Origin of the sequence: Flavobacterium sp. UBA2787 (assembly GCA_002352205.1) — a bacterium.
Taxonomy (GTDB): domain Bacteria; phylum Bacteroidota; class Bacteroidia; order Flavobacteriales; family Flavobacteriaceae; genus Flavobacterium.
This window is the reverse complement of sequence record DEHZ01000010.1, coordinates 603,274-626,624: the sequence shown is the minus strand read 5'-3', so window position 1 is coordinate 626,624 and position 23,351 is coordinate 603,274. Positions and strand designations below refer to the sequence as shown.

General features: G+C 32.9%; 18 protein-coding genes. 5 read left to right on the top strand and 13 right to left on the bottom strand.

What is annotated here, in order from left to right:
• From pyrE to B4N66_RS09420, 3 genes are all read left to right on the top strand, one after another.
• The gene (pyrE, locus tag B4N66_RS09430; protein WP_291094216.1) at positions 1 to 648 is read left to right on the top strand and encodes an orotate phosphoribosyltransferase; all 648 of its coding nucleotides are present in this window, start codon (positions 1 to 3) and stop codon (positions 646 to 648) included.
• Between the two features lie 118 nt (positions 649 to 766).
• On the top strand, positions 767 to 1,159 hold the full coding sequence (locus B4N66_RS09425; protein ID WP_291094215.1) for an SRPBCC family protein: 393 nt from the start codon (positions 767 to 769) through the stop codon (positions 1,157 to 1,159).
• Between the two features lie 72 nt (positions 1,160 to 1,231).
• Complete coding sequence (locus tag B4N66_RS09420) at positions 1,232 to 2,587, top strand: M28 family peptidase (protein WP_291094213.1); 1,356 nt, start codon at positions 1,232 to 1,234, stop codon at positions 2,585 to 2,587.
• Between the two features lie 53 nt (positions 2,588 to 2,640).
• Here the strand turns inward: B4N66_RS09420 and B4N66_RS09415 are convergent, their stop codons facing one another.
• The 8 genes from B4N66_RS09415 to B4N66_RS09380 form a co-directional block, all read right to left on the bottom strand.
• On the bottom strand, positions 2,641 to 3,051 hold the full coding sequence (locus B4N66_RS09415; protein ID WP_291094212.1) for a hypothetical protein: 411 nt from the start codon (positions 3,049 to 3,051) through the stop codon (positions 2,641 to 2,643).
• A gap of 22 nt (positions 3,052 to 3,073) precedes the next feature.
• On the bottom strand, positions 3,074 to 6,073 hold the full coding sequence (locus B4N66_RS09410; RefSeq protein ID WP_291094210.1) for a glycoside hydrolase family 3 N-terminal domain-containing protein: 3,000 nt from the start codon (positions 6,071 to 6,073) through the stop codon (positions 3,074 to 3,076).
• A 127-nt stretch (positions 6,074 to 6,200) separates the two neighbouring features.
• Complete coding sequence (locus B4N66_RS09405) at positions 6,201 to 6,683, bottom strand: ABC transporter ATPase (protein ID WP_291094208.1); 483 nt, start codon at positions 6,681 to 6,683, stop codon at positions 6,201 to 6,203.
• An 87-nt stretch (positions 6,684 to 6,770) separates the two neighbouring features.
• Positions 6,771 to 7,562, bottom strand: a complete 792-nt coding sequence (locus tag B4N66_RS09400) for a (Fe-S)-binding protein (protein ID WP_291094206.1) — start codon at positions 7,560 to 7,562, stop codon at positions 6,771 to 6,773.
• Positions 7,563 to 7,663: 101 nt separating this feature from the next.
• Complete coding sequence (locus B4N66_RS09395; RefSeq protein ID WP_291094204.1) at positions 7,664 to 8,110, bottom strand: LNS2 domain-containing protein; 447 nt, start codon at positions 8,108 to 8,110, stop codon at positions 7,664 to 7,666.
• An 80-nt stretch (positions 8,111 to 8,190) separates the two neighbouring features.
• Positions 8,191 to 9,516 (bottom strand): (Fe-S)-binding protein, encoded by a 1,326-nt coding sequence (locus B4N66_RS09390; RefSeq protein WP_291094202.1) that lies wholly within the window; start codon positions 9,514 to 9,516, stop codon positions 8,191 to 8,193.
• A 5-nt stretch (positions 9,517 to 9,521) separates the two neighbouring features.
• The gene (locus tag B4N66_RS09385) at positions 9,522 to 10,487 is read right to left on the bottom strand and encodes an MlaD family protein (RefSeq protein ID WP_291094200.1); all 966 of its coding nucleotides are present in this window, start codon (positions 10,485 to 10,487) and stop codon (positions 9,522 to 9,524) included.
• A 41-nt stretch (positions 10,488 to 10,528) separates the two neighbouring features.
• Entirely contained in the window at positions 10,529 to 11,677 is a 1,149-nt protein-coding gene (locus B4N66_RS09380; protein WP_291094198.1) for an N-acetylmuramoyl-L-alanine amidase family protein, read from the bottom strand.
• Between the two features lie 134 nt (positions 11,678 to 11,811).
• On the opposite strand from B4N66_RS09380, the gene B4N66_RS09375 reads away from it, so the two are divergent.
• A complete protein-coding gene (locus B4N66_RS09375; protein ID WP_414654114.1) occupies positions 11,812 to 14,484 on the top strand; it encodes a putative LPS assembly protein LptD in 2,673 nt (890 codons plus the stop codon).
• Between the two features lie 24 nt (positions 14,485 to 14,508).
• Positions 14,509 to 14,889, top strand: a complete 381-nt coding sequence (locus B4N66_RS09370) for a RidA family protein (protein WP_291094195.1) — start codon at positions 14,509 to 14,511, stop codon at positions 14,887 to 14,889.
• Between the two features lie 245 nt (positions 14,890 to 15,134).
• On the opposite strand, the gene B4N66_RS09365 is transcribed toward B4N66_RS09370, so the two are convergent.
• The 5 genes from B4N66_RS09365 to B4N66_RS09345 form a co-directional block, all read right to left on the bottom strand.
• Positions 15,135 to 15,506 carry a methylglyoxal synthase gene (locus B4N66_RS09365; RefSeq protein ID WP_291094194.1) on the bottom strand — a complete coding sequence of 124 codons (372 nt, stop codon included), beginning with the start codon at positions 15,504 to 15,506 and terminating at the stop codon, positions 15,135 to 15,137.
• A gap of 115 nt (positions 15,507 to 15,621) precedes the next feature.
• Complete coding sequence (locus B4N66_RS09360; protein WP_291094193.1) at positions 15,622 to 16,473, bottom strand: BadF/BadG/BcrA/BcrD ATPase family protein; 852 nt, start codon at positions 16,471 to 16,473, stop codon at positions 15,622 to 15,624.
• A gap of 63 nt (positions 16,474 to 16,536) precedes the next feature.
• The gene (gap, locus tag B4N66_RS09355; RefSeq protein ID WP_291094191.1) at positions 16,537 to 17,544 is read right to left on the bottom strand and encodes a type I glyceraldehyde-3-phosphate dehydrogenase; all 1,008 of its coding nucleotides are present in this window, start codon (positions 17,542 to 17,544) and stop codon (positions 16,537 to 16,539) included.
• A 69-nt stretch (positions 17,545 to 17,613) separates the two neighbouring features.
• Complete coding sequence (pfkA, locus tag B4N66_RS09350; protein WP_291094189.1) at positions 17,614 to 18,600, bottom strand: 6-phosphofructokinase; 987 nt, start codon at positions 18,598 to 18,600, stop codon at positions 17,614 to 17,616.
• Positions 18,601 to 18,751: 151 nt separating this feature from the next.
• On the bottom strand, positions 18,752 to 23,224 hold the full coding sequence (locus B4N66_RS09345; protein ID WP_291094188.1) for a translocation/assembly module TamB domain-containing protein: 4,473 nt from the start codon (positions 23,222 to 23,224) through the stop codon (positions 18,752 to 18,754).
• Positions 23,225 to 23,351: the final 127 nt, after the last annotated feature.

Genomic DNA, 23,351 nt, shown 5'->3' with positions numbered 1-23,351 from the left:
ATGATTTTTAATAAAGATACAGCAAAAAAAACATCCGAATTGCTTTTACAAATAAACGCAATTAAATTAAATCCTAAAAATCCTTTTACATGGGCTTCAGGATGGAAATCACCTATTTATTGTGATAATCGGATAACTCTCTCATTTCCACCGATTCGTAATTACATCCGCGAAGAGTTTTCTAAAAATATTGAAAAACAGTACGGAAAACCTGACGTAATTGCCGGAGTTGCCACTGGAGCAATCGGAATTGGTATGCTTGTTGCAGAGTATATGGGACTTCCTTTTGTCTATGTTCGTCCGGAACCAAAAAAACACGGTCGTCAAAATCAAATAGAAGGTTTTTTGCAAAAAGGTCAAAGTGTTGTTGTTGTAGAAGATTTAATTAGCACCGGCGGAAGTAGTTTGCTCGCAGTTGAAGCGTTAAAAGCAGCAGGAGCGAATGTAAAAGGTATGGTGGCAATTTTCACATATGGTTTTGATGTTTCTGTTCAAAACTTCAAAAATGCAAATGTTGAATTACATACACTTTCTAATTATGATAATTTATTAGAATTAGCTGTATCAAAAAAATACATTACCGAAGAAGAACAGCACACTTTGCAAGAATGGCGAGTGAGTCCTTCTACTTGGGGTGTTGAAGTTTAGATTAGAGAATAGAAAAAAAGAAAATAGAGAAAAGAAAATAGAAATCCAGTTTAGGAGTAACAGAATACAGAATGCAGACAACTGACAACCGAAAACTGACAACCGATAAAAGAAAAAAATGAATTTAGAAAGTCCAAAAGTTACTGTAGAAAAATCAGCTCAATATTTATTTGAATCGTTGAGTGATGTTCGCAATTTTGAAAAATTAATGCCCGACAGCATTGCAAAATTTGAAGTAACCGGAGAAGATTCGTTTATTTTTGGTTTAAAAGGAATGCCAGAAATTAAATTAAATATGAAAGAAAAAAATGCTCCAAGCCAAGTTATTTTAGGAGCTGCTTCCGATAAATTACCTTTTACATTAACGGGAAATATCAATTCGTTATCCGAAAATAATTCGGAAGTTCAATTGGTTTTTGATGGCGAATTTAATCCTATGATGGCGATGATGATCAAAGGACCAATTTCAAAATTTATTGAAACATTGGCGGCAAATATGCACAAACTATAAGTATATCAATTCAATTTATTCTGTCCTTTTCTTTTTAAAAATACATATTTTGTATCTTTGAAAGAAAAGGATATGAAATTTTATCTTCTTCCATTACTTTTATTATTATCAACCGTTACTTTTTCTCAAACGGACAGTCGAATTTATGATATAATAGAATCAATTTCCGCAGACCGATTGCAAAAAGACATTACTACACTCGCCAATTTTGGCACTCGTAACACATTTAGTGATACCATTTCAGACACAAGAGGAATTGGAGCTGCTCGCAGATGGATAAAATCGGAATTTGAAACGATTTCCAAAGAATGCAAAAATTGTATTCAAGTGTTTTATCAAAAAGATTTTGTTACAACTAATGTAGGCGAACGCGTCCCAAAAGACAGTTGGATTGTAAATGTAGTTGCTATTCAAAAAGGAACAAAATATCCCAATCGATACATTATTATGACAGGCGATATTGATTCAAGAAATTCCGATACGATGGATTATGAAGGCGATGCTCCCGGTGCCAACGATAATGCAACCGGAATGGCAGGAACAATTGAAGCCGCTCGGGTTTTATCAAAATATAGTTTTGAAAATAGTATCATATATTTGGGATTATCCGGTGAAGAACAAGGTTTATTTGGCGGAAAAGGTTTTGCCGAATTTGCAAAGAAAAATAACTGGGAAATTATTGGTGTTTTGAATAATGATATGATTGGGAACATCGAAGGTGTTGATGGTGTGATTGATAACCGAAGTTTTAGAATTTTCTCTGAACCTACTCCACCCACAGAAACAGAAAAAGAAAGAAATTCAAGAAGATTTTATGGTGGCGAAGTAGATGGAATTTCGCGTCAATTGGCACGTTATACACACAAACAAATTCAAACTTATATGCCGGAAATGAATCCGATGATGATTTACAGATTGGATCGTTTTGGTCGTGGTGGACATCATCGTCCGTTTAATGATTTGGGTTATGCCGGAATCAGAATAATGGAAGCTCACGAAAATTATAATCGTCAACATCAAAACCTACGATCCGAAAACGGAATTGCATATGGCGATGTTTTGGAAGGTGTCAACTTTGATTACGTAGCCAAATTAACCGCCGTGAATGCTGTTGTTTTGGCCAATTTAGCTTGGGCTCCGCCAGCTCCAACCAAAGTACTAATTGGCGGAATTGTTGAACCCAACACAAAATTACGTTGGGAAAAATCGAATGATGAAACGATTGTGGGTTATAAAATTTATTGGAGAAACACCACTTCTCCGCAATGGGAATTCAGTCGATTTGTTGTCAATGTCGATAATTTTGAATTAAAAGGAATCGTTATCGACAACTTCTATTTTGGTGTTGCCGCTGTTGGAAAAAATGGTCACGAAAGTATGGTCGTTTTTCCGAGTGATATTATTCGAAATACATTCAGAACCAATTAATAGTTTCCAGTAGATTTATTTTTTTGAAAAAAATTTTAAAATTTATTGTAAACTCATTTTTTATTTTGACGTCTATACAAATGAAGTCTTCCTGCTGGATAAAACAGTAAGCTTAATGTTGTATCAGTGATTCCTAAGATTTCATAGTGTAGAGTATCTGTTTTGCTCTTTAGAATAATAAATTCTGTCTTAACATCATCCTTTACAAACTCTGGCAATCGATTTGTTATCGTTATTTCGTAATTGTCTTCTGAATCAATTTTATGCTCTTCATAATTAAAAGACCATTGATAATTGTTTATTTGTATTGATGTCAAACTGTCTTTGTCGTGCATCCAATGTCCCTGAATTAATTCTAAAGTTGATTTTTTGCCATCTGATACTTCATTTTTATTCTGTCCGTATGAACTGACAGTTATAAACATAATAAAAGTAAGTTTCGTCATTAAATATTTCACTGTCATTATTCTAATAATTTATATAAAATTAATGAATTATCGCATCATAAATCACTTGCTGAATATCTTCTCTGATATTTTGTTGAGAAAGTGTATTTTTTTCTGAATTAGGAAAAGTTCTATTGGATAAAAAGATATACACTAATTCTTGTTCCGGATCTGCCCAAGCCATTGTTCCGGTGAATCCAGTGTGTCCAAAACTCGTCATGGAAGCACAACCGCATGTTGGTCCGGATTTTCCTAGTTGTGGTTTATCAAAACCGATTCCGCGACGATTTCCTTCAGGACAATAATAACAGGTGTTAAATACATCAAAAGTTTCCTCACTAAAGAATCGTTGACCGCCATAACTTCCTTTTTGCAAATAAAGTTGCATAATTTTAGCCATATCCATCGAATTCGAGAAAATTCCGGCATGACCTCCTACTCCACCTTCCATGGCCGCTGTCATATCGTGCACATAGCCTTGAATGGTTTTGTAACGGTAATAATTATCTACTTCGGTTGGCGGAATTATACTCATATCAAACTTTTGCAAAGGATTGTAAAGTGTGTTACTTGCTCCAATTTTGGAATAAAAATTCTTTTCACTCAGTTCATCTAATGATTTTCCGGTGGCTCTTTCGATATAATTTTTTAGAATAATAAACGTGAAATCGCTGTATTTATATTCTTTTTTAGGTAATAATTTACTGTTCGCCACAATTGATAAAATAGTATCCTGATAATCTTTTCTCAAATATAAATTTTCTGCAACTTGAAAAGGAAAATCTTTGCTGTACGATTTTCTATAATATTTTTCAGAAGGTTTATTATTTGAATCTAATGTTTTCTTATAAAAAGGAATCCACGCCTGCAAACGAGCATAATGCGAAAGTAAATCTTTAAAGTTGATATTTTCTTTATCCGTTCCTTTGAAAACCGGAAGCATTTCGCCTAATTTTGAATCTAAAGTTATTTTTTCTTTATCATACAATTGCATCACATTTGGCAACGTTGAAACAATTTTCGTTAATGACGCAACATCATAAATATCTGAATTTTTTACTTCAACTTGATTGTCATACGAATGATGACCGAATGCTTTTTGATAAATTACTTTTCCTTTTCTAGCCACCAAAATTTGTCCACCTGGAGTCATTTTTTCATTGATTGCTTTTTGCATAATCAAATCGATTTTTGTTAACATAAACGGATTCATATTAACATTAGAAGGATGAGTGAATCCCAATCTATCTACTTTTTTTGTTGATAAACCATGATTCACCTTAAATTCATCATTTATAGTTACAGGTAATTTTCCTTTGGCTTCTACTGCTCCAAAAATGAGCTGTGCAGAAACATTTTGAGCAATTTCACTGTTTTGATAGGAAACAATAACTCCATCAATATTTTCAAAAGTCGGAATGGAACTTAATGCATACGGCTTTACGAAACAATTTAAAATAACTTTTTTACGTTTTGCGATTTCGGAAATCCATAAAATTTCCTTTTCTGTAAAATCGTGTTTTTTCCAAGCTCCGTCAGCTTTGTGAAAACCAATAATAACTTTGTTATATTCTTCTAATTGTGCATTGAGAGAATCTAGATTTTCATTTGAAACTTCTGTTACATCCGCATATTTTTTTAATGTTTCAAGAAATATTTCATGCGAATCGTCACCAAATTTTACATAAGCAATTTTTTCTTTTTCCAACTCCTTAATAGGTATAATAGAAAGTTTATTTTTTATAACAGTAATAATATTTTCATACAATTTATATTGTAGAGCTTCATCTTCAGCAGAATTAATATCATTTGATAAATTAGTCAAATCAATCGGTTTAACTTTATTTAATCCGGCTTTGTATTTATAATTCAAAATCTTTTTAACAGAATGAGCCAATCGTTCTTCTGTTATTGTTGATAATTCATAGGCTTCTTTGATCTTTCGAATAGCTACAGGAACATTTTCAGGAAATAAAAGAATATCATTTCCGGCCAAAAACGCAGCTAAATCAATATCTCCCGGACTTTTGAAGTTACTTGCTCCTTTCATATTAAGAGCATCTGTAAAAATTAATCCTTTAAAATTTAATTCTTCTTTCAACAAATCGGTTACAATTGGATAGGAAATTGACGAAGGATAACCTTTACGACTTTCAAAACTTGGCACTTCTAAATGAGCGACCATAACACTAGCTAATCCTTTATTAATCAGTTTTTTATAGGGATATAATTCGATATTGCGAATATGTTCTTGTGTAAAATTTACAACCGGTAAAGTATAATGCGAATCGGTTGAAGTTGCTCCGTGACCCGGAAAATGTTTTCCCGTTGCAAAAACCCCATTACTTTGTAAACCAGTCATCAACGCTAATGCTCGGTCGGAAACTTTTTCTTTATCTTCACCAAAAGACCGATTTCCAATGATGGGATTTTTTGGATTTGTATTGATGTCTAATACGGGTGCAAAATTAAAATGAACACCAATTCGTTTGGATTGAAGAGCCATTTGTTTGCCGGTTTCTTCAATTAATTTTAAATCCTGAACAGCTCCCAACGTCATATTCCAAGGAAAACGATTGACAGAATCGAGTCGCATACTCAAACCCCATTCCGCATCAATTCCAATAAACAAAGGTGTTTTAGATAATTTCTGGAAACGATTTGTCATTTGAGCTTGACGCACAGGTCCGCCTTGAAAGAAAATTAATCCTCCAATTTTTTGTTCAGTAATTAATTTATCTAATGATTTTATATGAGCCGAATCTTTGTTAGAATAGGCTGCCACCATAAAAAGTTGACCGATTCTTTCTTCAATAGAAAGTGAATTATAAACACTATCTACCCATTTTTTTTCAAAAGTTGTAGTTGAAGTATAATCAAACTGCGGAATTTCTTTTTTTATTGGTTTAACTGAATTTGTTTTGATAGAATCATGTTCAGTTTTTACTACTGTTTTTTGTCTGACTTTGTTGGTTGCACAATTGACAACAACAATCAGAATAAGTAATAACGGAATGATTCGAACAAATTTAGATTTCATGAAAATGATTTTCTCTTTTGATAAATATCAAATTTGATGCCTAGGTTTAAAGTTCTATCATAAAATAGACTTAAAACCAACAACAAATAATAAAGTAAAGGAAATTTAATTAAACTATCAAAAGTTTTTAGAAGAATCGGCTATGCCAACTGTCTTCTGCGGGAACTTCCCAACTTTCTTTCCATTCTTCAATAGTATTAACGAGATTATTAAAAACTATTGTGTTAGGAGAGACTGCTTTTTCTTTGGCCATTCGTTTAAAATCCAAGAGCGATTTGTGCGTGAGAAATTCACCTTGTTTGTAGGTTACATTCATTTTATCCAACAAATCTACTTTGTATTTTTGTTCCAATGATTGAATAAACTCAACTGATTTGTCAATAGAGCATCCGGTGGCTTGCTGCACATCCTGATTCACAGCAAGAATTATAAAACGATTATATTTTGTGATGAAGGAAGCTTCTAAAGAAGTTCCGTGAGCGACCCAATCTTCTACAAAAGTTTGAAGATCATTTTCTATTTCGGCAACTTCTTCATCCGAAAATTTTCGGTTAGACTGATAAATCCAAATTCTGGATTCTTCGGGAAGATTTTCAAAAGGGATATACATTTTTTTAGGGTTTTGGGTGACTAGTAATTGGTAATGGGTTTTAGAACTATTTCCTTTTACCGATTACCAATAACCTTTTACCTAATTTTATAAATCTTGTGCGTTTGCAATCAATTCTGCCACATCCATAACTTTTATCGATGCTTCTTTTTCTTTGTTTTTAACTCCATCGGTCATCATTGTATTACAAAATGGACAACCGGCTGCTATGATATCGGGTTTTGTTTCTAATGCATCTTCGGTTCGTTCGATGTTTACTTCTTTGTTTCCGGGTTCGGCATCTTTAAACATTTGAGCTCCACCTGCTCCACAACATAAACCGTTGGCACGGGAACGTTTCATTTCAATCAATTCAACATCTAATTTTTGAATTAAATCTCGTGGAGCTTCATAGACATTATTGGCTCTTCCTAAATAACAAGGATCGTGAAATGTAATTCTTTTTCCTTTGAATTGACCGCCTTCAATGGTTAATCTGCCGTCATCTAACAATGATTTTAGAAATTGGGTGTGATGCATTACTTCATACAAGCCACCCAACTCAGGATACTCGTTTTTAATGGTATTGAAACAATGCGGACAAGCAGTTACAATCTTTTTTACTTCATACGCATTCATCACCTGAATGTTCATCATGGCTTGCATTTGAAACAAAAATTCGTTTCCGGCTCTTTTGGCTGGATCTCCGGTACAACTTTCTTCTGTACCCAAAACCGCAAAAGGAACATTGGCACGATTTAAAATCTTGACGAATGCTTTTGTTATTTTTTTTGCTCTGTCATCAAAACTCCCTGCACAACCTACCCAAAATAAAACTTCGGGTTGTTTGCCTTGAGCCATCATTTCTGCCATGGTTGGCACTGTTAGATTTTCTGCCATTTTTTTTAAGATTGTTGGATTGTTCGATTATTAGATTTTTGGATTTTTAGATTGTTCGAAAAGTCTAATAATCCAAAAATCTAACTATCTAAAAATCGTTTTTATTCATGGTGTTCGTCATCAAAAACTTGAATCGTAACTTCTTTTTCAACTAAATCGGTAAACTTTCCTCTGTATCGGGTTGCTTTCACTAAGTGATTATCAATCCAATGATAGTTTCCTCCTCTTGGTTTTCCCATCACCATTCCGTGGTATTTGAAGCCGTGTTTTTTTAACCAAGTTTCTGTATATTCTCGGTGAGCTTCTGTTCTTGATGTAAAAAAGAAGATAATGTGACCTTCATCATACCATTTATTCAATGTGATTAATGCATCAGGATACACTTCGGCTGTGAGCATTCTTTCCGGTTCTTCGTTCGGGATATCGTCACAGATTGTTCCGTCGATATCGATTAAATAATTCTTAATTCCCTCTGGTAAAATTGGGCTTAGATGTTGTCCGTTTTCAGTGACAGTTTGCAACTTCTTTTCAATGTCTTCCGCTTTCATTTTTTAATTTTTGGTTAGTTTCACATTCATTAAACACGTTCCCAAGCCTCACATTTATGGGAATTTGTTTGGATTATATTTTAATTTTCGTCTTTCCAGTTCAAGCGATCCATTTGGTTGTATTGCCAAGGAGCACCATTATTTTCAATATTTGTCATCATTGCATTTAGTGACATTGGAGCAGCACTTTGTTCCATCACCAAATATCTTCGCATATCCATAATGATTGATAATGGACTAATATTTACCGGACATTCTTCCACACAAGCATTACACGATGTACAAGCCCAAAGTTCTTCGGGAGTGATGTAGTCGTTTAATAATGACTTATTATCAGGAACAAAAACGCCTTTGTTTAAATCGATATTTTTACCAACTTCTTCCAAACGATCTCTGGTATCCATCATAATTTTACGAGGAGACAATTTTTTTCCGGTTTGGTTAGCGGGACAAGCTGAAGTACAACGTCCACATTCCGTACACGTGTAGGCATTCAGCAATTGAACCCAATCTAAATCTTGCACATCACTTGCTCCAAATTTGGCTGGTGCAGCATCTGGATTTGCTGGTGCTGCAAAAGGATCAGCAGATGGATCAAGCATTAATTTTACTTCATTGGTCACACTTTGCAAATTATCAAATTTTCCTTGTGGGTTCAAATTGGCGAAATATGTGTTTGGAAATGCTAGTAAAATATGTAAATGTTTAGAAAAATAGAGGTAATTTAAAAACACTAAAATACCGCAAATGTGTAACCACCAAGCTGTTCTCTCGATTATGATTACTACACCTTCAGATAAACCGTTGAATAAAGGTGCAATAAATTGACTGATTGGGAAACTTCCGGCTTCATCGTAATGGTTAACATCCATTTGTTGTAACCAATAATCAGATGCATTCATTATCAAAAACAACGACATCAACACAATTTCAAAATATAAAATATAATTGGCATCACTTTTTGGCCACGCTTTCATATCTGAATTTACAAATCGTTTGATTTTGATAACATTTCTTCTTATCCAAAAAGCAATCACAGAAATAATGACTAAAACGGCCAAAATTTCAAACGAAGCAATTAGTACATCATAAAATCCTCCCATAAAAGAAAAGGCACGATGTGTTCCGAAAAGGCCATCAATGATGATTTCCAGTAATTCTAAATTGATGATAATAAATCCAACATAAACAATAATATGCAGAATACCTGCAATTGGTCGTTTTACCATTTTTGATTGACCAAGAGCAATCATTGCCATATTTTTCCAACGTTCGGCAGAATTATCTGTACGATTTACGTCTTGTCCAAGTTTAATATTACGAATTAACTTTTTGACATTTATCGCAAAATAGCCAAATCCTAATCCTAAAATAATAGCAAATAATATATTATCTAAATAACTCATAAAAGTTAATTTTTGGTAGTAGTTGAATCGGTTTCCGTTGGAGCTACATACGGTTTATTTTTCTTTCCAAAAACAGAAACATTAATATATCGGGTTGGATTTAAACGTAAGTCTTCCAATAAAAGTTCTAATTCTTTTGAAGCTTTAGTAAAGTTAGTGTACATTTTATCATCTTTCAATAACTTGCCCATTGTTCCGTTTCCTGATTCTAAATTAGCTATTATTTTATCGACGTTTGCTAATGTTTTTTCTAAATTCTCAACCGTTTGTTTCAAATTTGTTTGTGCTAATGAATCAGAAAGTTTTTCGAAATTGACTGAAACTTTTTCGAAGTTGGAAACCACATTATTCAGCTTACCTTTATTAGTGTTTAAAATTTCATTGGTAGAATTTGATGCTTCACTCAAAGCTGAGAGTGTTTTATTTAATTCGGCAAAACTGTTTCTTAGATCTTTTTTTGCTTTTTCATCCAACACATCATTGATATTCATTAAAACTCCATCGGCACTCAACATCGCTTTTTCGATTTTTTCCTGTAAAGGTGTTAATCGTTCTGACACTAAATCAGTTAAACCGGGTTTTACTCCACCTCTTAGAAAATCTCCATCTTGCACTAAGTTACTATTTTTTAAATCCGGAACAATTTGAACTTGTTTTCCACCAATTAATCCCGGCTCATATATTCTAGCTTCACTTGTTTTTGATATTTTAAAATCGGTATCAATTTGTAATTCAACTTTTAATTTTCCTGAGTCATCTAAAAAATTAATTGATTTCACTTTACCAATCGTAAGTCCGTTTATCGTCACTGGAGCAGAAGCCATAAGACCTTCAACATCATCATAAAGCACAAAAACGGTTTTATGTTTGGATAAAATATCCGTTCCTTTCAAAAAGCTATAACCCCATATAAATAATAATATGGCCGATATAACTAATATTGCTGTTTTAATTTCTCTTGATAATTTCAATGGATAGTGATTTTGTACAAATTTATAAAACTAAATTAACTTTATTGTTTTAAAGCTTCTTGAATAGATATTTTTTTTCCATTTTTAAAAGGAACGATAAAAGCGGAGTCATACCCCTTACTTTTTGCCTCAGCAAGGTTTCGCTTTGCTTCTTCATAATTTGATGTTTGGGCGTAAAAATATTTATACAAACCATTTTCTTCAATAAATGATGTTGGATCTAAACCTTTAAAATTTTTGGGCAATAATTCCAATTTTTTACCACTTGCCGAAATCTGAACTTTAAATACAACTCCTTTAGCATCCACAGGTTTATTTTCAACAACTTTTGGTTCATCTTTTGGTTTAGGAACATCTTGAACATCTGGAATTTCTGCACTTGTTTTCTCCGGTTTTTCTTCAATCATTTGCGTTGAGCTTCCATAATATTCTTTTTTGTAAGATAAAATAGCATCGGCAATACCTTTTGCCAATTCATCTTGACCTTTTTCAGAATTCAGGTAGGCTCCTTCCGGTTTATAAGACAAAAAGCCTAGTTCGGTTAGAACACTTGGCATCGCAGTTTGATTCAAAACTAAAAATGGACCTTGTTTAACTCCTCTGTTCTTTCTTTCTAATTTATTGGTGTATTCATTTTGAATTTTAGTTGCAACTGTAATACTTTGATCTAAATATTCTTCCTGTAAAAGCGTTATTCCGATTACACTTTCCGGTGATTTAGGATCATATCCTTCATATTTCATCTTATAATCACTTTCTAATGTAATTACGGCATTCTCTTTTTTAGCAACTTCAAGGTTGGAAGCATTTTTGGTTAAACCCATTACAAAGGTTTCGGTTCCATAAGCTTGACCTTTTGGAGCTGCATTACAGTGAATGGATAAAAACATATTGGCATTGGCACGATTTGCTATTCTTGCACGCTCAATCAACTCAACAAAAACATCTGTCTTTCTGGTGTAAATCACTTGAATATCAGGATATTTTTCCAATTGTTTGCCAACTTTTAGTGCAACAGCTAAGGCAATATTTTTTTCAATAAAGCCATAATAGTTTGCTCCTAAATCTTTTCCTCCATGTCCTGCATCTAAAACAACTTTAAATTTGTTGTTAGATTGTGCAAACATTGAACTTACGGAAAGTAAAATGAGGAAAAAGCCGAGTAATTTGAATCTATTTAGGGTGTACATTTTTTTAAAAGTTAATTTTAATTAAAACTCTACGTTTTAAATTTTATTATTTACTTATTTTTGACCAAAATTAATATGTAAGTTTGGCACTCCAAAAATCAAGCCATAATTTTACAAAAATAGCATTAAAACCTTTGCGTACAAACTTATTTAATATCGTTTTATCAGCATTTTTCCTAACAATCGGAATTCAAAAAAATTACGGACAGGATTTGCCAAATAAATCTTTGCGAATTGAGGCGGAAAAAGCAAATGATAGTCTGATTATCAACAAAGAAAGTTTTACAGAAGCGAATGATACTATAAAAAAAGATAGTCTTCCCAAGTTGGAAAAAAAATCACTTTTAGATGGTAAAATCAGATACACTTCTGTAGATTATGCTAAAATTGACCAAAAAAACAAACTCATAACTTTATACAACCAAGCTGAACTTTATTATCAAGACATTGAATTAAAGGCCGGAATTATTATAATGAATTATGAAAATGACGAAGTTTATGCAGGTCGTATTAAAGATTCTACTGGAACATATACTCAGTTACCTGTTTTTAAACAAGGCTCAAATGTTGTAGAACCTGATTCAATTCGCTATAACACAAAAACACAAAAAGCATTAATTTGGAATTCCAGAACTGATCAAGGTGAGTTTCGTGTAAAAGCTGAAATTACCAAAAAAGAAAATGATTCTGTCTATTTTTTAAAGAAAGCTCGGTTTACAACTTCTAAAGACATTGAAAATCCTGAGTATTATTTTCAAACCAATAAAATTAAATTGGTTCCCGGACAAAAAGTTGTTACCGGATTAACCAATATGGTGATTGCTGATGTTCCTACACCAATTGCAATTCCGTTTGCTTTTTTTCCAATGACTGATACTAGCCAATCCGGTTTAATAATACCAACGTTTCAAGACACCAGAAGACAAGGTTATTCATTACAAAACGGTGGATATTATTTAGCATTGAGTGATCATTATGATTTGGCGATTATGGGCGATTATTACACCAATGGTAGTTGGGCACTTCGATTTGAATCTTCTTATGCTTGGATGTATAAGTTCAGAGGTAATTTTAATATTCGCTTTGAAAACCTCATTCAGAGTGAACGTGGTTTTCCTGATTATAGTAAGTCAAAAATTTACAATATTCAATGGTCGCATACGCAAGATGGAAAATCAAATCCAACTTCACGTTTTTCTGCATCGGTGAATTTGGGAAGTAGCACTTTCTTTCAACAATCTCTAAATCAAGTTAATATCGGTTCTACTTTGAATAATAACTTAAGCTCATCGATTTCCTATTCTAAAACTTTTAATTCTGTGCCACAAGTAAACATGTCGCTTACAGCCACACACAATCAAAACTCCAGAACTCAGGAAATTAATATGACTTTGCCAACTTTGCAAGTAAGTGTTGATCGAATATTTCCATTTGCTCCAAAAGACGGGGCTAAAAAAGGCTTCTTTAAAAACATCAACTTCCAATATAATTTGAGAGGAGAAAACAGAATTTCAACTACCGATTCTTTGTTTTTTAAACCAGAGATGTTTAGAGATGCAAATACCGGCTTTCAACATTCTATTCCGTTAAGCACTAACTTTAAAATTTTTAAATATTTTAGTGTATCAACAAGTGCTAATTATAATGAAGTTTGGTATTTAAAAACGATTAACAGAAGATTTGATTCTGATTTAAATGATGTGGTTACCGAAGATGTAAATGGTTTTGATGCATTTAGAACTTACTCCTTTTCTTCGAGCGTTGGAACAACTATTTACGGAACATTTAATTTTGGAGAAACTAAAAAAATTCAAGCCATTCGTCATGTGATGAGACCTTCCCTTTCACACAGTTATACTCCCAGTTTTGAACAATATTATGACACTTATGCCATGGATGGCAGCGGAAGAATGGCTGAATATACTCGTTTTGAAAGTGGAATTTTTGGTTCACCTAGTAATAACTATGCAAATAACTTGGGGTTTAACCTTAGTAATACGTTTGAAGCCAAAATGACCGATAAAGACAGTACAAAAACAGAACCTAAGAAAGTTATGCTTTTGAACCAATTGAATTTTTCGACAAGTTATAACATGGCTGCCGACTCTTTACGTTGGGCTCCGGTCCGAATGAGTGGCGGAACGGCTTTGTTTGAAAATAAAATGAATGTGAATTTTGGAGCAACTTTAGATCCTTATGCAATTAATGCTGCCGGCAGAAGAATAAATACATGGAATATTGATAATGGTGGAAGTTTATTCCGAATGACAAGTGCCAATATGACTATTAATTATTCCCTTTCGAGTCAAGGCAACAAGAAAAACAACGAAAACTCTCAAGGTGCAAGAAACGGTGGTCGAGAAGATGATTTATTTGGTACGAATACCGATTTAAGTGATCGACGACAAAGTCAGTTTAACGATGATGAAATTGATGATGATAAAGATAAACCGGCTGAATTTTTTAATGCCAAACTACCTTGGGATCTAACGTTTGCTTATTCGTTGACCTACGGGAACAATAATAGAGAAAAACAAATAACAGGAAATTCAGTTATGATTTCCGGAAACCTTGACATTACACCTCGATGGAAAATGGGAGTTTCTTCCGGTTATGATTTTGTTCAAAAAGGAGTTACGTTTACACAACTTCGTTTTGAGAGAGATTTGTTGAGTTGGCGAATGGATTTTAACTGGGCTCCTTTTGGGGATTTTGCTTCTTGGGGATTTTTTATTGGAATCAAATCATCTGTGTTGAGTGATATCAAATGGGATAAGCGTGCATTACCGGACAGACAGTTGAGATAATCTTTACTTAAAATAAACTTCATTATGAAAAAAATCATTTTTACCGACAAAGCCCCTGCTCCTATTGGTCCTTACAATCAGGCCGTTTTAGTTGGAAATACATTATATACTTCAGGTCAAATTGCAATTAATCCAAAAACCAGTGATTTAGTTTTGGATAATATTGAAACCGAGACCAAACAAGTAATGGAAAATATGAAAGCAGTTTTAGAAGCTGCTGATATGACTTTTGACAATGTCATTAAAACTACTATTTTCATTATGGACATGAACGACTTTGCCAAAATAAATGGTGTTTACGGAAGTTATTTTGATGAAAAATCAGCACCGGCAAGAGAAACTGTTCAAGTGGCGGGATTACCAAAAGGTGTGAATGTGGAGATTTCGATGGTGGCGGTTAAGTAGTTTTCCGTTGTCTGTTGTCTGTTGTCTGTTGACTAGTAACTGATGACTGTTTACTGATAACTACTTCTCCAAGTAAGCGTTCTGCTTACTTTTTAGCCCCGATTGAAGTGGAAATCTTTTTGTTGGCGAGCTTTGCTCGTGAACAAAAAATTGGAACGGAAAGCGGGAAAATGGATGGCTGAAAATGCCCGAACCATTCGCTCCTAATAAATATCGGTTGTCTGTTATCTGTTATCGGTCATTGATTAATCGACCAACAAACCATTTAACAATAATTGGGCTGTAGCTTCATTGGTTGCTAAGGGAATATTATGCACATCGCAAATACGAATTAGCATATTTACATCGGGTTCATGTGGATGACTGGATAATGGATCTTTGAAAAAAAGCACCATTTTTGTTTTTCCCTCTGCAACTCTTCCTGCAATTTGAGCATCGCCTCCTTGTGGACCGGAAAGCATTTTTTTTACTTTGAAACCGGCATTTTCAGCTTTACTTCCGGTAGTTCCTGTTGCAATTAGTTTAATATTTTCATGAAGTAAAATGGTTTTATTTTTATTTAAAAACTGAACCATGTCTGCTTTTTTTCCGTCGTGAGCTATTATTGCTATTTCCATGTTTATAAGTAAAAAATGTAATTAAAGATATTTAAAATTTATTGAATAAAAAAAGAGAAAAATCATAATTGGATTAAAACCATGATTTTTCTCTTGTAAAAAATAAATCCAAAATCTATTTGTTTAAAACGTGATATGCGATCAAACCATCGATTGGTCTTCTTAGAACATTTCCGATTTTAATGTCGTATTTATTCAATATTTCTTCTAATTCATCTTTTAAATAAAAAGCAATTGAACCTACGAAATGCACATAAACGTCTCTGCAATTATCATATTGCATGATATAATTTTTGGTAAACTTTTTCAATTCACTTTTAATTATTTTTTTACAAAATTCATTGTCTTTATGCTTGATTATAAATTTTGCTAAGGTGGCCAAGTAAGCATTCGGATTTGGCTCTTTGTATAGATTTTCTTTTATATAATCGGCATCAAGATTAAATTCTTTTTCAAATTCTTTGGCTAATTCTTTGGGCATTTTATTAAAATAATATCCTCTTAATAAATGTCTTCCAAAACGATTTCCGGATCCGTCATCCATGGCAATATAACCTAACGATTGTACTTTTTGGTGTAATACTTTGCCATCAAAAAAACTGCAGTTTGAACCGGTTCCTAATATACAAACGATAGCTTGTTCCCCTTTTGGAGTGGTGGCATAAACCGCTGCATAAGTATCTTCTTGAACATCTACTTCTGCATTTTTGAAATAGTTTTGAAAAATCTCTTTTAAAAAAAGTTTCATTCTATCGGTGCCACATCCTGCTCCGTAAAAGAACAATTGTTTTACTTTATCTTTATTTTGAGAAATATCGAACTTGTCCTCTAAACGACTGATTATTTCTTCTTTATCCAACACTTCCGGATTTAAACCTAAAGATTGTGTGGTAAATTGAACTTTACCGTTATCATCAATTGCAATCCAATCGGCTTTGGTTGAACCGCTGTCTACTAATATTTTCATAAGGTTGTTTGTTTGTTAGAAAAGTCCTGCTGTGCAATGAACACAACAGGACTTTAATGAAAATTATAGTTTTGCAATATGAACAGATAAATCAATCATTTTGCTTGAATATCCGTATTCGTTATCATACCAAGATACTAATTTAAAGAAAGTTGAATTTAAACCAATTCCTGCTTTTGCATCAATTATGGAAGTTCTTGGGTCAGAAATGAAGTCTTGAGACACAACATCATCTTCTGTGAAACCTAAAATTCCTTTCAATTCATTTTCTGAAGCTTTTTTCAAAACTGCCATAATTTCTTCATACGAAGTTTCTTTGGCTACTTTTACTGTTAAATCTACAGCAGAAACATCGGCAGTTGGAACACGCATCGACATCCCTGTTAATTTTCCGTTTAATTCCGGAATTACTTTTCCAACCGCTTTTGCAGCACCAGTTGAAGATGGTATCATGTTTAGTAAAGCGGAACGACCACCACGAAAATCTTTACGTGAAGGACCGTCAACTGTTAATTGTGTAGCTGTTGTAGCGTGGATTGTTGTCATTAAACCTTCAACAATTCCGAAATTATCGTGAATTACTTTTGCTAACGGAGCTAAACAATTTGTTGTGCAAGATGCATTTGAAACGATCGTATCAGCAGCAGTTGCACTCTCGTGGTTCACACCCATAACAAACATCGGAGCATCGGCAGATGGAGCAGAAATAACAACTTTTTTTGCACCACCATCAATATGAGCCTGTGCTGTTGCTAATGTGGTGAAAATACCTGTACATTCTGCAACAATTTCAACATCAACATCTTTGTCATCCCATTTAATTAATTTAGGATCGCGTTCTGCTGTAACTCTAATATATTTATCGTTTACAAAAAGTTTTCCGTCTTTTACTTCTACTTTTCCGGCAAATCGACCGTGTACTGAATCATATTTTAGTAAATAAGCTAAATGATCTACATCTAATAAATCGTTAATAGCAACCACTTCTACATTATCTCTGTTGAATGTTTCTCTGAAAACAATTCTTCCTATTCTTCCAAATCCGTTAATTCCTAATTTTACTTTTGACATTTTTTGTTTGTTTTTTTAGCTTAGAAAAAAATCTAAACTGATTGTTATACTTGTTTTAACTTTATTATTTTATGTTGACATTATATCAGAAACTCTTAATAATTCCCTATCAATTGGATAATGTCCTTTTATAGCTTGTTCTAAAGGTGTAAGCGTTACTTCATCTTGAATAATTCCGGCCATAAAGTTTGATTTACCTTCCATTAGCGATTCTACTGCTTTTACACCTAACCTGCTCGCTAAAACCCTGTCGAAACAAGAAGGTGCTCCACCTCTTTGCATGTGGCCTAAAACGGAAACACGAATATCATATTCCGGTAAATGTTTTTCGATATAATCTTTTAATTCGAATACATTTTTACCCATTTTGTCACCTTCGGCTACCACAACAATGCTGGAGGATTTACCTGAATTTCTACTCTTTTCTAATGATTCTAATAATCTATCTAAACCTAAATCTTCTTCGGGAATTAAAATTTCTTCGGCACCGGCACCAATTCCGGCATTTAATGCAATGTGTCCTGCATCTCGTCCCATAACTTCTACAAAGAAAAGTCGGTTATGCGAACTGGCAGTATCACGAATTTTATCTATACACTCTACCACAGTGTTCAAAGCGGTATCATAGCCTAAAGTGTGACTTGTGCCATAAATGTCATTATCAATTGTACCGGGAATTCCAATTACTGGAATTCCAAATTCTTTATTGAAAACTTCAGCTCCGGTAAAACTTCCGTCTCCACCTATAATAACTAATCCGTCAATACCCTCTTTTTTCAAATGTTCATAGGCTTTTTTTCTGCCTTCAGGCGTCATAAATTCTTTTGAACGTGCTGATTTTAGAATAGTTCCACCTTTATTGACTATATTGTTTACTGAACGGGGTCCCATTTCTTTAAAATCGCCTTCTATCATTCCTTGGTAACCTCTATAAATTCCAACACATTCGATGTTATGATAAGCACATGTTCGCACAACAGATCGAATAGCTGCATTCATTCCCGGAGAATCACCTCCAGAAGTTAAAACACCTACTTTTTTTATTGTATTATTCATTTTTTTATGTTTATAATGTAAAGTTAGCAAAGATTAGCGACTTAAAATAGTGCTTTTTTGAGTAATTGACATATTAACCGAAAATCAAACGTTTTCGTTGATAAGTTTTTGATTAATACCTAAAAAGGAGAAAAAACCTTAGCCTTCCTTATTATTGTTCAGGAATATTTTCGGTTTCAGGAGGAGTAGTTTGTTTTTTTTCTGTTTTTGCTTTTTTACGATCTAGAAAATTGATGTACTCGGGAGTATAATCAGAGTCGGGAATATCGTTGTTTGAGCTTTTATCTTCTGTTAATTTTGCATTTTTGAAAACTTTGGTAATCAATTCGTTAAATGTATCAAAATCTACTTGATAGGAAACTCCAATACCTTGGGTATAACCGATTCCTTCTCCAACATAATTAATATCACTTTCACGATTAAAAACACGCATATTTAAAGTTCCATCATCATTAACACGGTATAAAATTTCGACATCTCCAACAACCGCTGCATCATTAATTCCTCCAACGGGAACTCCTAAATTTCCATTAACAGAAATGCGTTCGTTCAAGTTAAAAGATGTTGTAACACCAACATTTCCATCGGCTTCACGACCGGGAGTGGTGTCTGGTGCAACATAATTTACCCCCATTGAAATCTTACTGTCTTCATCATTAAAAATATTGTCAAACACCCCACTAACTGTTTCAAACAAATTATTATACAACGCATTTTGACCTAAAGCACCTTCGGGACTTAAAAAACTTCCTGAAGCTAATAGATACAATGCTTGGGTTTGACGGGTATCTCTGTCGTCCAACTTTGTTTGAATTTCAGATTTTAACACTGAACTAATAGTTGGAAAATTAATGTTGAAATCAGGTTCTGGATTGCTAATTGTTCCGTTGATGGCGATACCAACTTCAACAGGAACTTTTTGGTTTACAGTTGTGTTGTTTAACAACATTCCGGGATTGGCTCGTGTTTTGTAAACCGCTTCAAGATTCAAACGGGCACGTAATGGATCGCCTTCCCAAATGATGCTACCATACTTTTTTACATCAAAACGTTTGCTTACTAAACCGCGGTATTTGAAATTATAAATCCCTTCATACACTTGATAATCTCCAAAAATATTGAATTTACCAAAGGTATTGATTTGCATGGTGATTATACCCACTCCTCTACCTTTCATATTATGGCCGGTTTCTTTGTCTAAAATAACTTCAATTTCGGCATCTTCCGTTAAGGTTAAATCAAAATCAAGTTCTAACCCGTTGTAATTTCTTTTTGGACTCTGGAGATTAGAATTATAATTATATTTTTCTTCAGGAGTGATAAAACGAATGTAACTCTTCTCACCAACCGATTGCACATTTGAAATCGGAATTTTAATTGCAGTTCCTTTTTTAGAGGTCGCATTAACTGATATCAGCAAAGCATTGATTGGACCACTAATGGTAGCATTTCCTGCAATAAATGCTTTTCCATAATAATAGGCTTCATCGCTATCTTGGGTGTCTAAAGCAATTAAATTGTCTGTGTCTATTTTTAAATCTAGTTTCCAATCGGTTAAATTAGTATGCCTTACGTTTCCGTTAAGAATACCGCTAGTATTATATTTTGAATCGGTGAGTTCAATATTTCTGAGTAAAAATTGTCTTTCTGTTAAATCAACAATGGCATTATTTTCTAATTTATAATCCACGTTAAGATACGGAACTGTTAAACCGGCCTTATTTAGGAATAGTCTCCCGTTAATTTCGGGATTTGAAATTGTTCCTCTAAAATTGGCATTACCGGTCACCAATCCGCGAATGTTTGAAATAACATCTCCACCCATCGTGCTAAAAGCTCCTATATTGAAATCATTTAATCGTAAATCCAAATCCAAGAAGGGTTTTTCGCCTTCAAAAGAAATACTTCCCTCGGTTAAAAAGCTTTCTAAATTGTCATTTTTAATGGTGCCATTTACAGCAAATGTTTTCAAATCTTCATTTCCTGTGACGTTCAAATTTAAAACACCAAAATCAATGTTATTCACTTTTAGACTATCAATTTTAATGGAGGCATATGGTTCATATAATTGGCTATTTTGTTTAAAATCTATTTCTCCATTCATATTACCTTCCATCATAAAGTTTTCGATTTCGGGAATAATTTTACCAATATTTACCTGATTGAAATTCAGTTTTAAGTCTTTATAATCTTTTCCTTTAATAGTGCCCAAAAAGTTGATTTTTTGTTCTTCATGAGAGATTACAAAATTTTCAAAGACAAAATTGGTAAACTTTTTGTCAAAAACGATTCTATTTTCGTTATTGTTTTCTTCGTTGATATACCATAAATAATCTTTAAAATTCAATTCAGACTTAAAAATTCCAACAACACTATTTTTCTCTTCATCGATAGTGTGATAGGCATCAATGTTGTAATAATCATCTGCTTTGTTTCCACCTTTAAACTCTGTTCTAAAAAACAGTGTATCTCTTTTGGTAACATTAATCAGATTAAACTCTGAAATTTTATAATGCTTTGTTTTTATACTATCAATGCTAACGTAAGTGTTGAATAATGGGTTTTTATTATCGACTTGAACGTCTACTTTTTCAAATTTATTTTCAAAAGCTGTAATTTCCGGTGATTCAAAATCAAGTTTAAAATCATTTGTATCAGAACTTATGTTTCCTCTTATAAAGGTGTTCGAACTAACTGATATTTCCGGGTAAAAAATTTCAATAATCTTATTAAAAATTGAAAAATTGAACTTCAAATATTGTCCTTTTTTAATTTTGTTCGGATTATAATTGGCATAAATACTTCCTAACGAATTTTCCAACATCAACGGCAATTGATTAAAATCAAATTTACCTACTAACTTTCCTTCAATAATATCAGGAGAAGTTATTGCTATGGTTCGTTCTCGATTTTCATCAAAAGTTGAGTTTATACTAAATGAATCAAAAATATAAATATCACGATTGTTTTGATAGGATGCTTGTTCCACTAAAACATCACCATGCAAATTGTCTAAACTATTTCCAGAAAGATTGCTGTAAATTTTACCTTTAAAAATAGAAACACTATCGTTTTTTACAAAATTGAGCTTACTCAAATCAGCATAATCAACTAAAGCATCAAATTTATATACATTTTCACGTTTCGAAACGTCAACAATACCGTTAAAATCCATGAATAAATTGGGATCATTTATGTTGACTTTTCCTTTAAATATTGGATTTTTTAAACTTCCGTCAACAATAATTCCCTGATAATTGTAATTGTTATATTGAATTCGGCTAACTTTTCCTTTAATCTTAGTATCAATTAATTTTGCTGTAAAGCCTTTTCCATTCACCTCTACATTCATGGAAACCAAGCCAATATCTTTTTCATTAATCAGTGCCCCTAGATTAAAATTATCCAACACAACCACACCTTCATAAGATGCATTATCAATATTCTGTAAATTATTCATAATTAAATTCGTTTGAAGATTACCCAACGCCGAATTCATTATTAAATCTGTTTTTATGGTTTGTAAGGTGAGTTCTGTTTTTCCTTCGATATTAAATTGCCCCAATTTTTTGAGTGAAGTTGGTAACGATTTACCCAAAATGTTTGGCAGAATAGAAGCTAGATCATCATAATTTGACGTCATTTTTTCAAAATCACCTTTCATGTAGAAGGAATTATTTCCTTTGGACAAGATGTTTTTAAAATTAATTTCGCCTATAATTTGAGTTCCGTTCAAATCTTCAAGAAAGAGATTTTGTGTTGTAAAATCATTCAAAGTTCCCAACAAATTTGTTTTAAAAATATACTGGTTGTCTTTTCCTAGTTCATTATAAAAATAGCGAATATCGTTGGAGGCCACAGAAGCCGAATCAATTTGTGCATCAAAAACAACTTTGTTATTGAAATCTGAAAAATCTTCTCGTTTGTAACGCAAAGCAACATTTCCGTTTACAAATGATTTTTTTGTTTTCGCTTCTAACTTTTCAAGTAAAATATTATCCTTGGTATAAGTAAATTGAGTTTTCACATTTTGCACCTGAAGACCGCGAAAATCTCTAAAATTCATTTTATAAATTGTGGTATAAACATCCGAACCTTTGATTTTAAAATCGTTCAAGGTGGCATTGATGTGTAAAAAATCAACAACTTTGGTATTTTGCTGATTTTCATCTTCCATTAAAAATCGACTTTCAGTAAGATGCATCGATTCGGCTGTCATTAAAAACTTACCTGATGAAGGTTTTCCATCATCAAAAGCTTCAATAAATTTATCGAGATTAGTATATTTTTCGCCTTTATATTGTTTCAAATTAAATAATAATGAAGAAACATTGACATCGCCAAAAAGTAAATCGCCATCAAGAAGACGATTAAAATCTAAAATGTTAGTTTTGATTCGATTAGCATAAATAAGCGTATCTTTATGATGATCTCGTATTAGAACTTCTTTGAGTTTAACACCACCAAATATGTTAAAAGTAACTTGTTCAACATTGATATCAGTACCAAAATCTTCATTGATCGAGTTGGTTAAATATTGCCCAATTTTAGTTTGAACTGCGGGTAACGAAAGTAGTATGCCGAGAAAAAGCAATAATAGTAGAATTATTACTACCGAACGCAATACTATTTTTTTAAATTTTTTGATACCCTTAAATGTTATAAATTTGCAGTGTTTTAGTGAAAAAGCATACTTTTACACGAAACAAAAATAATTATTTTAACGTTGTAAAATCCTATTCTATAACGCT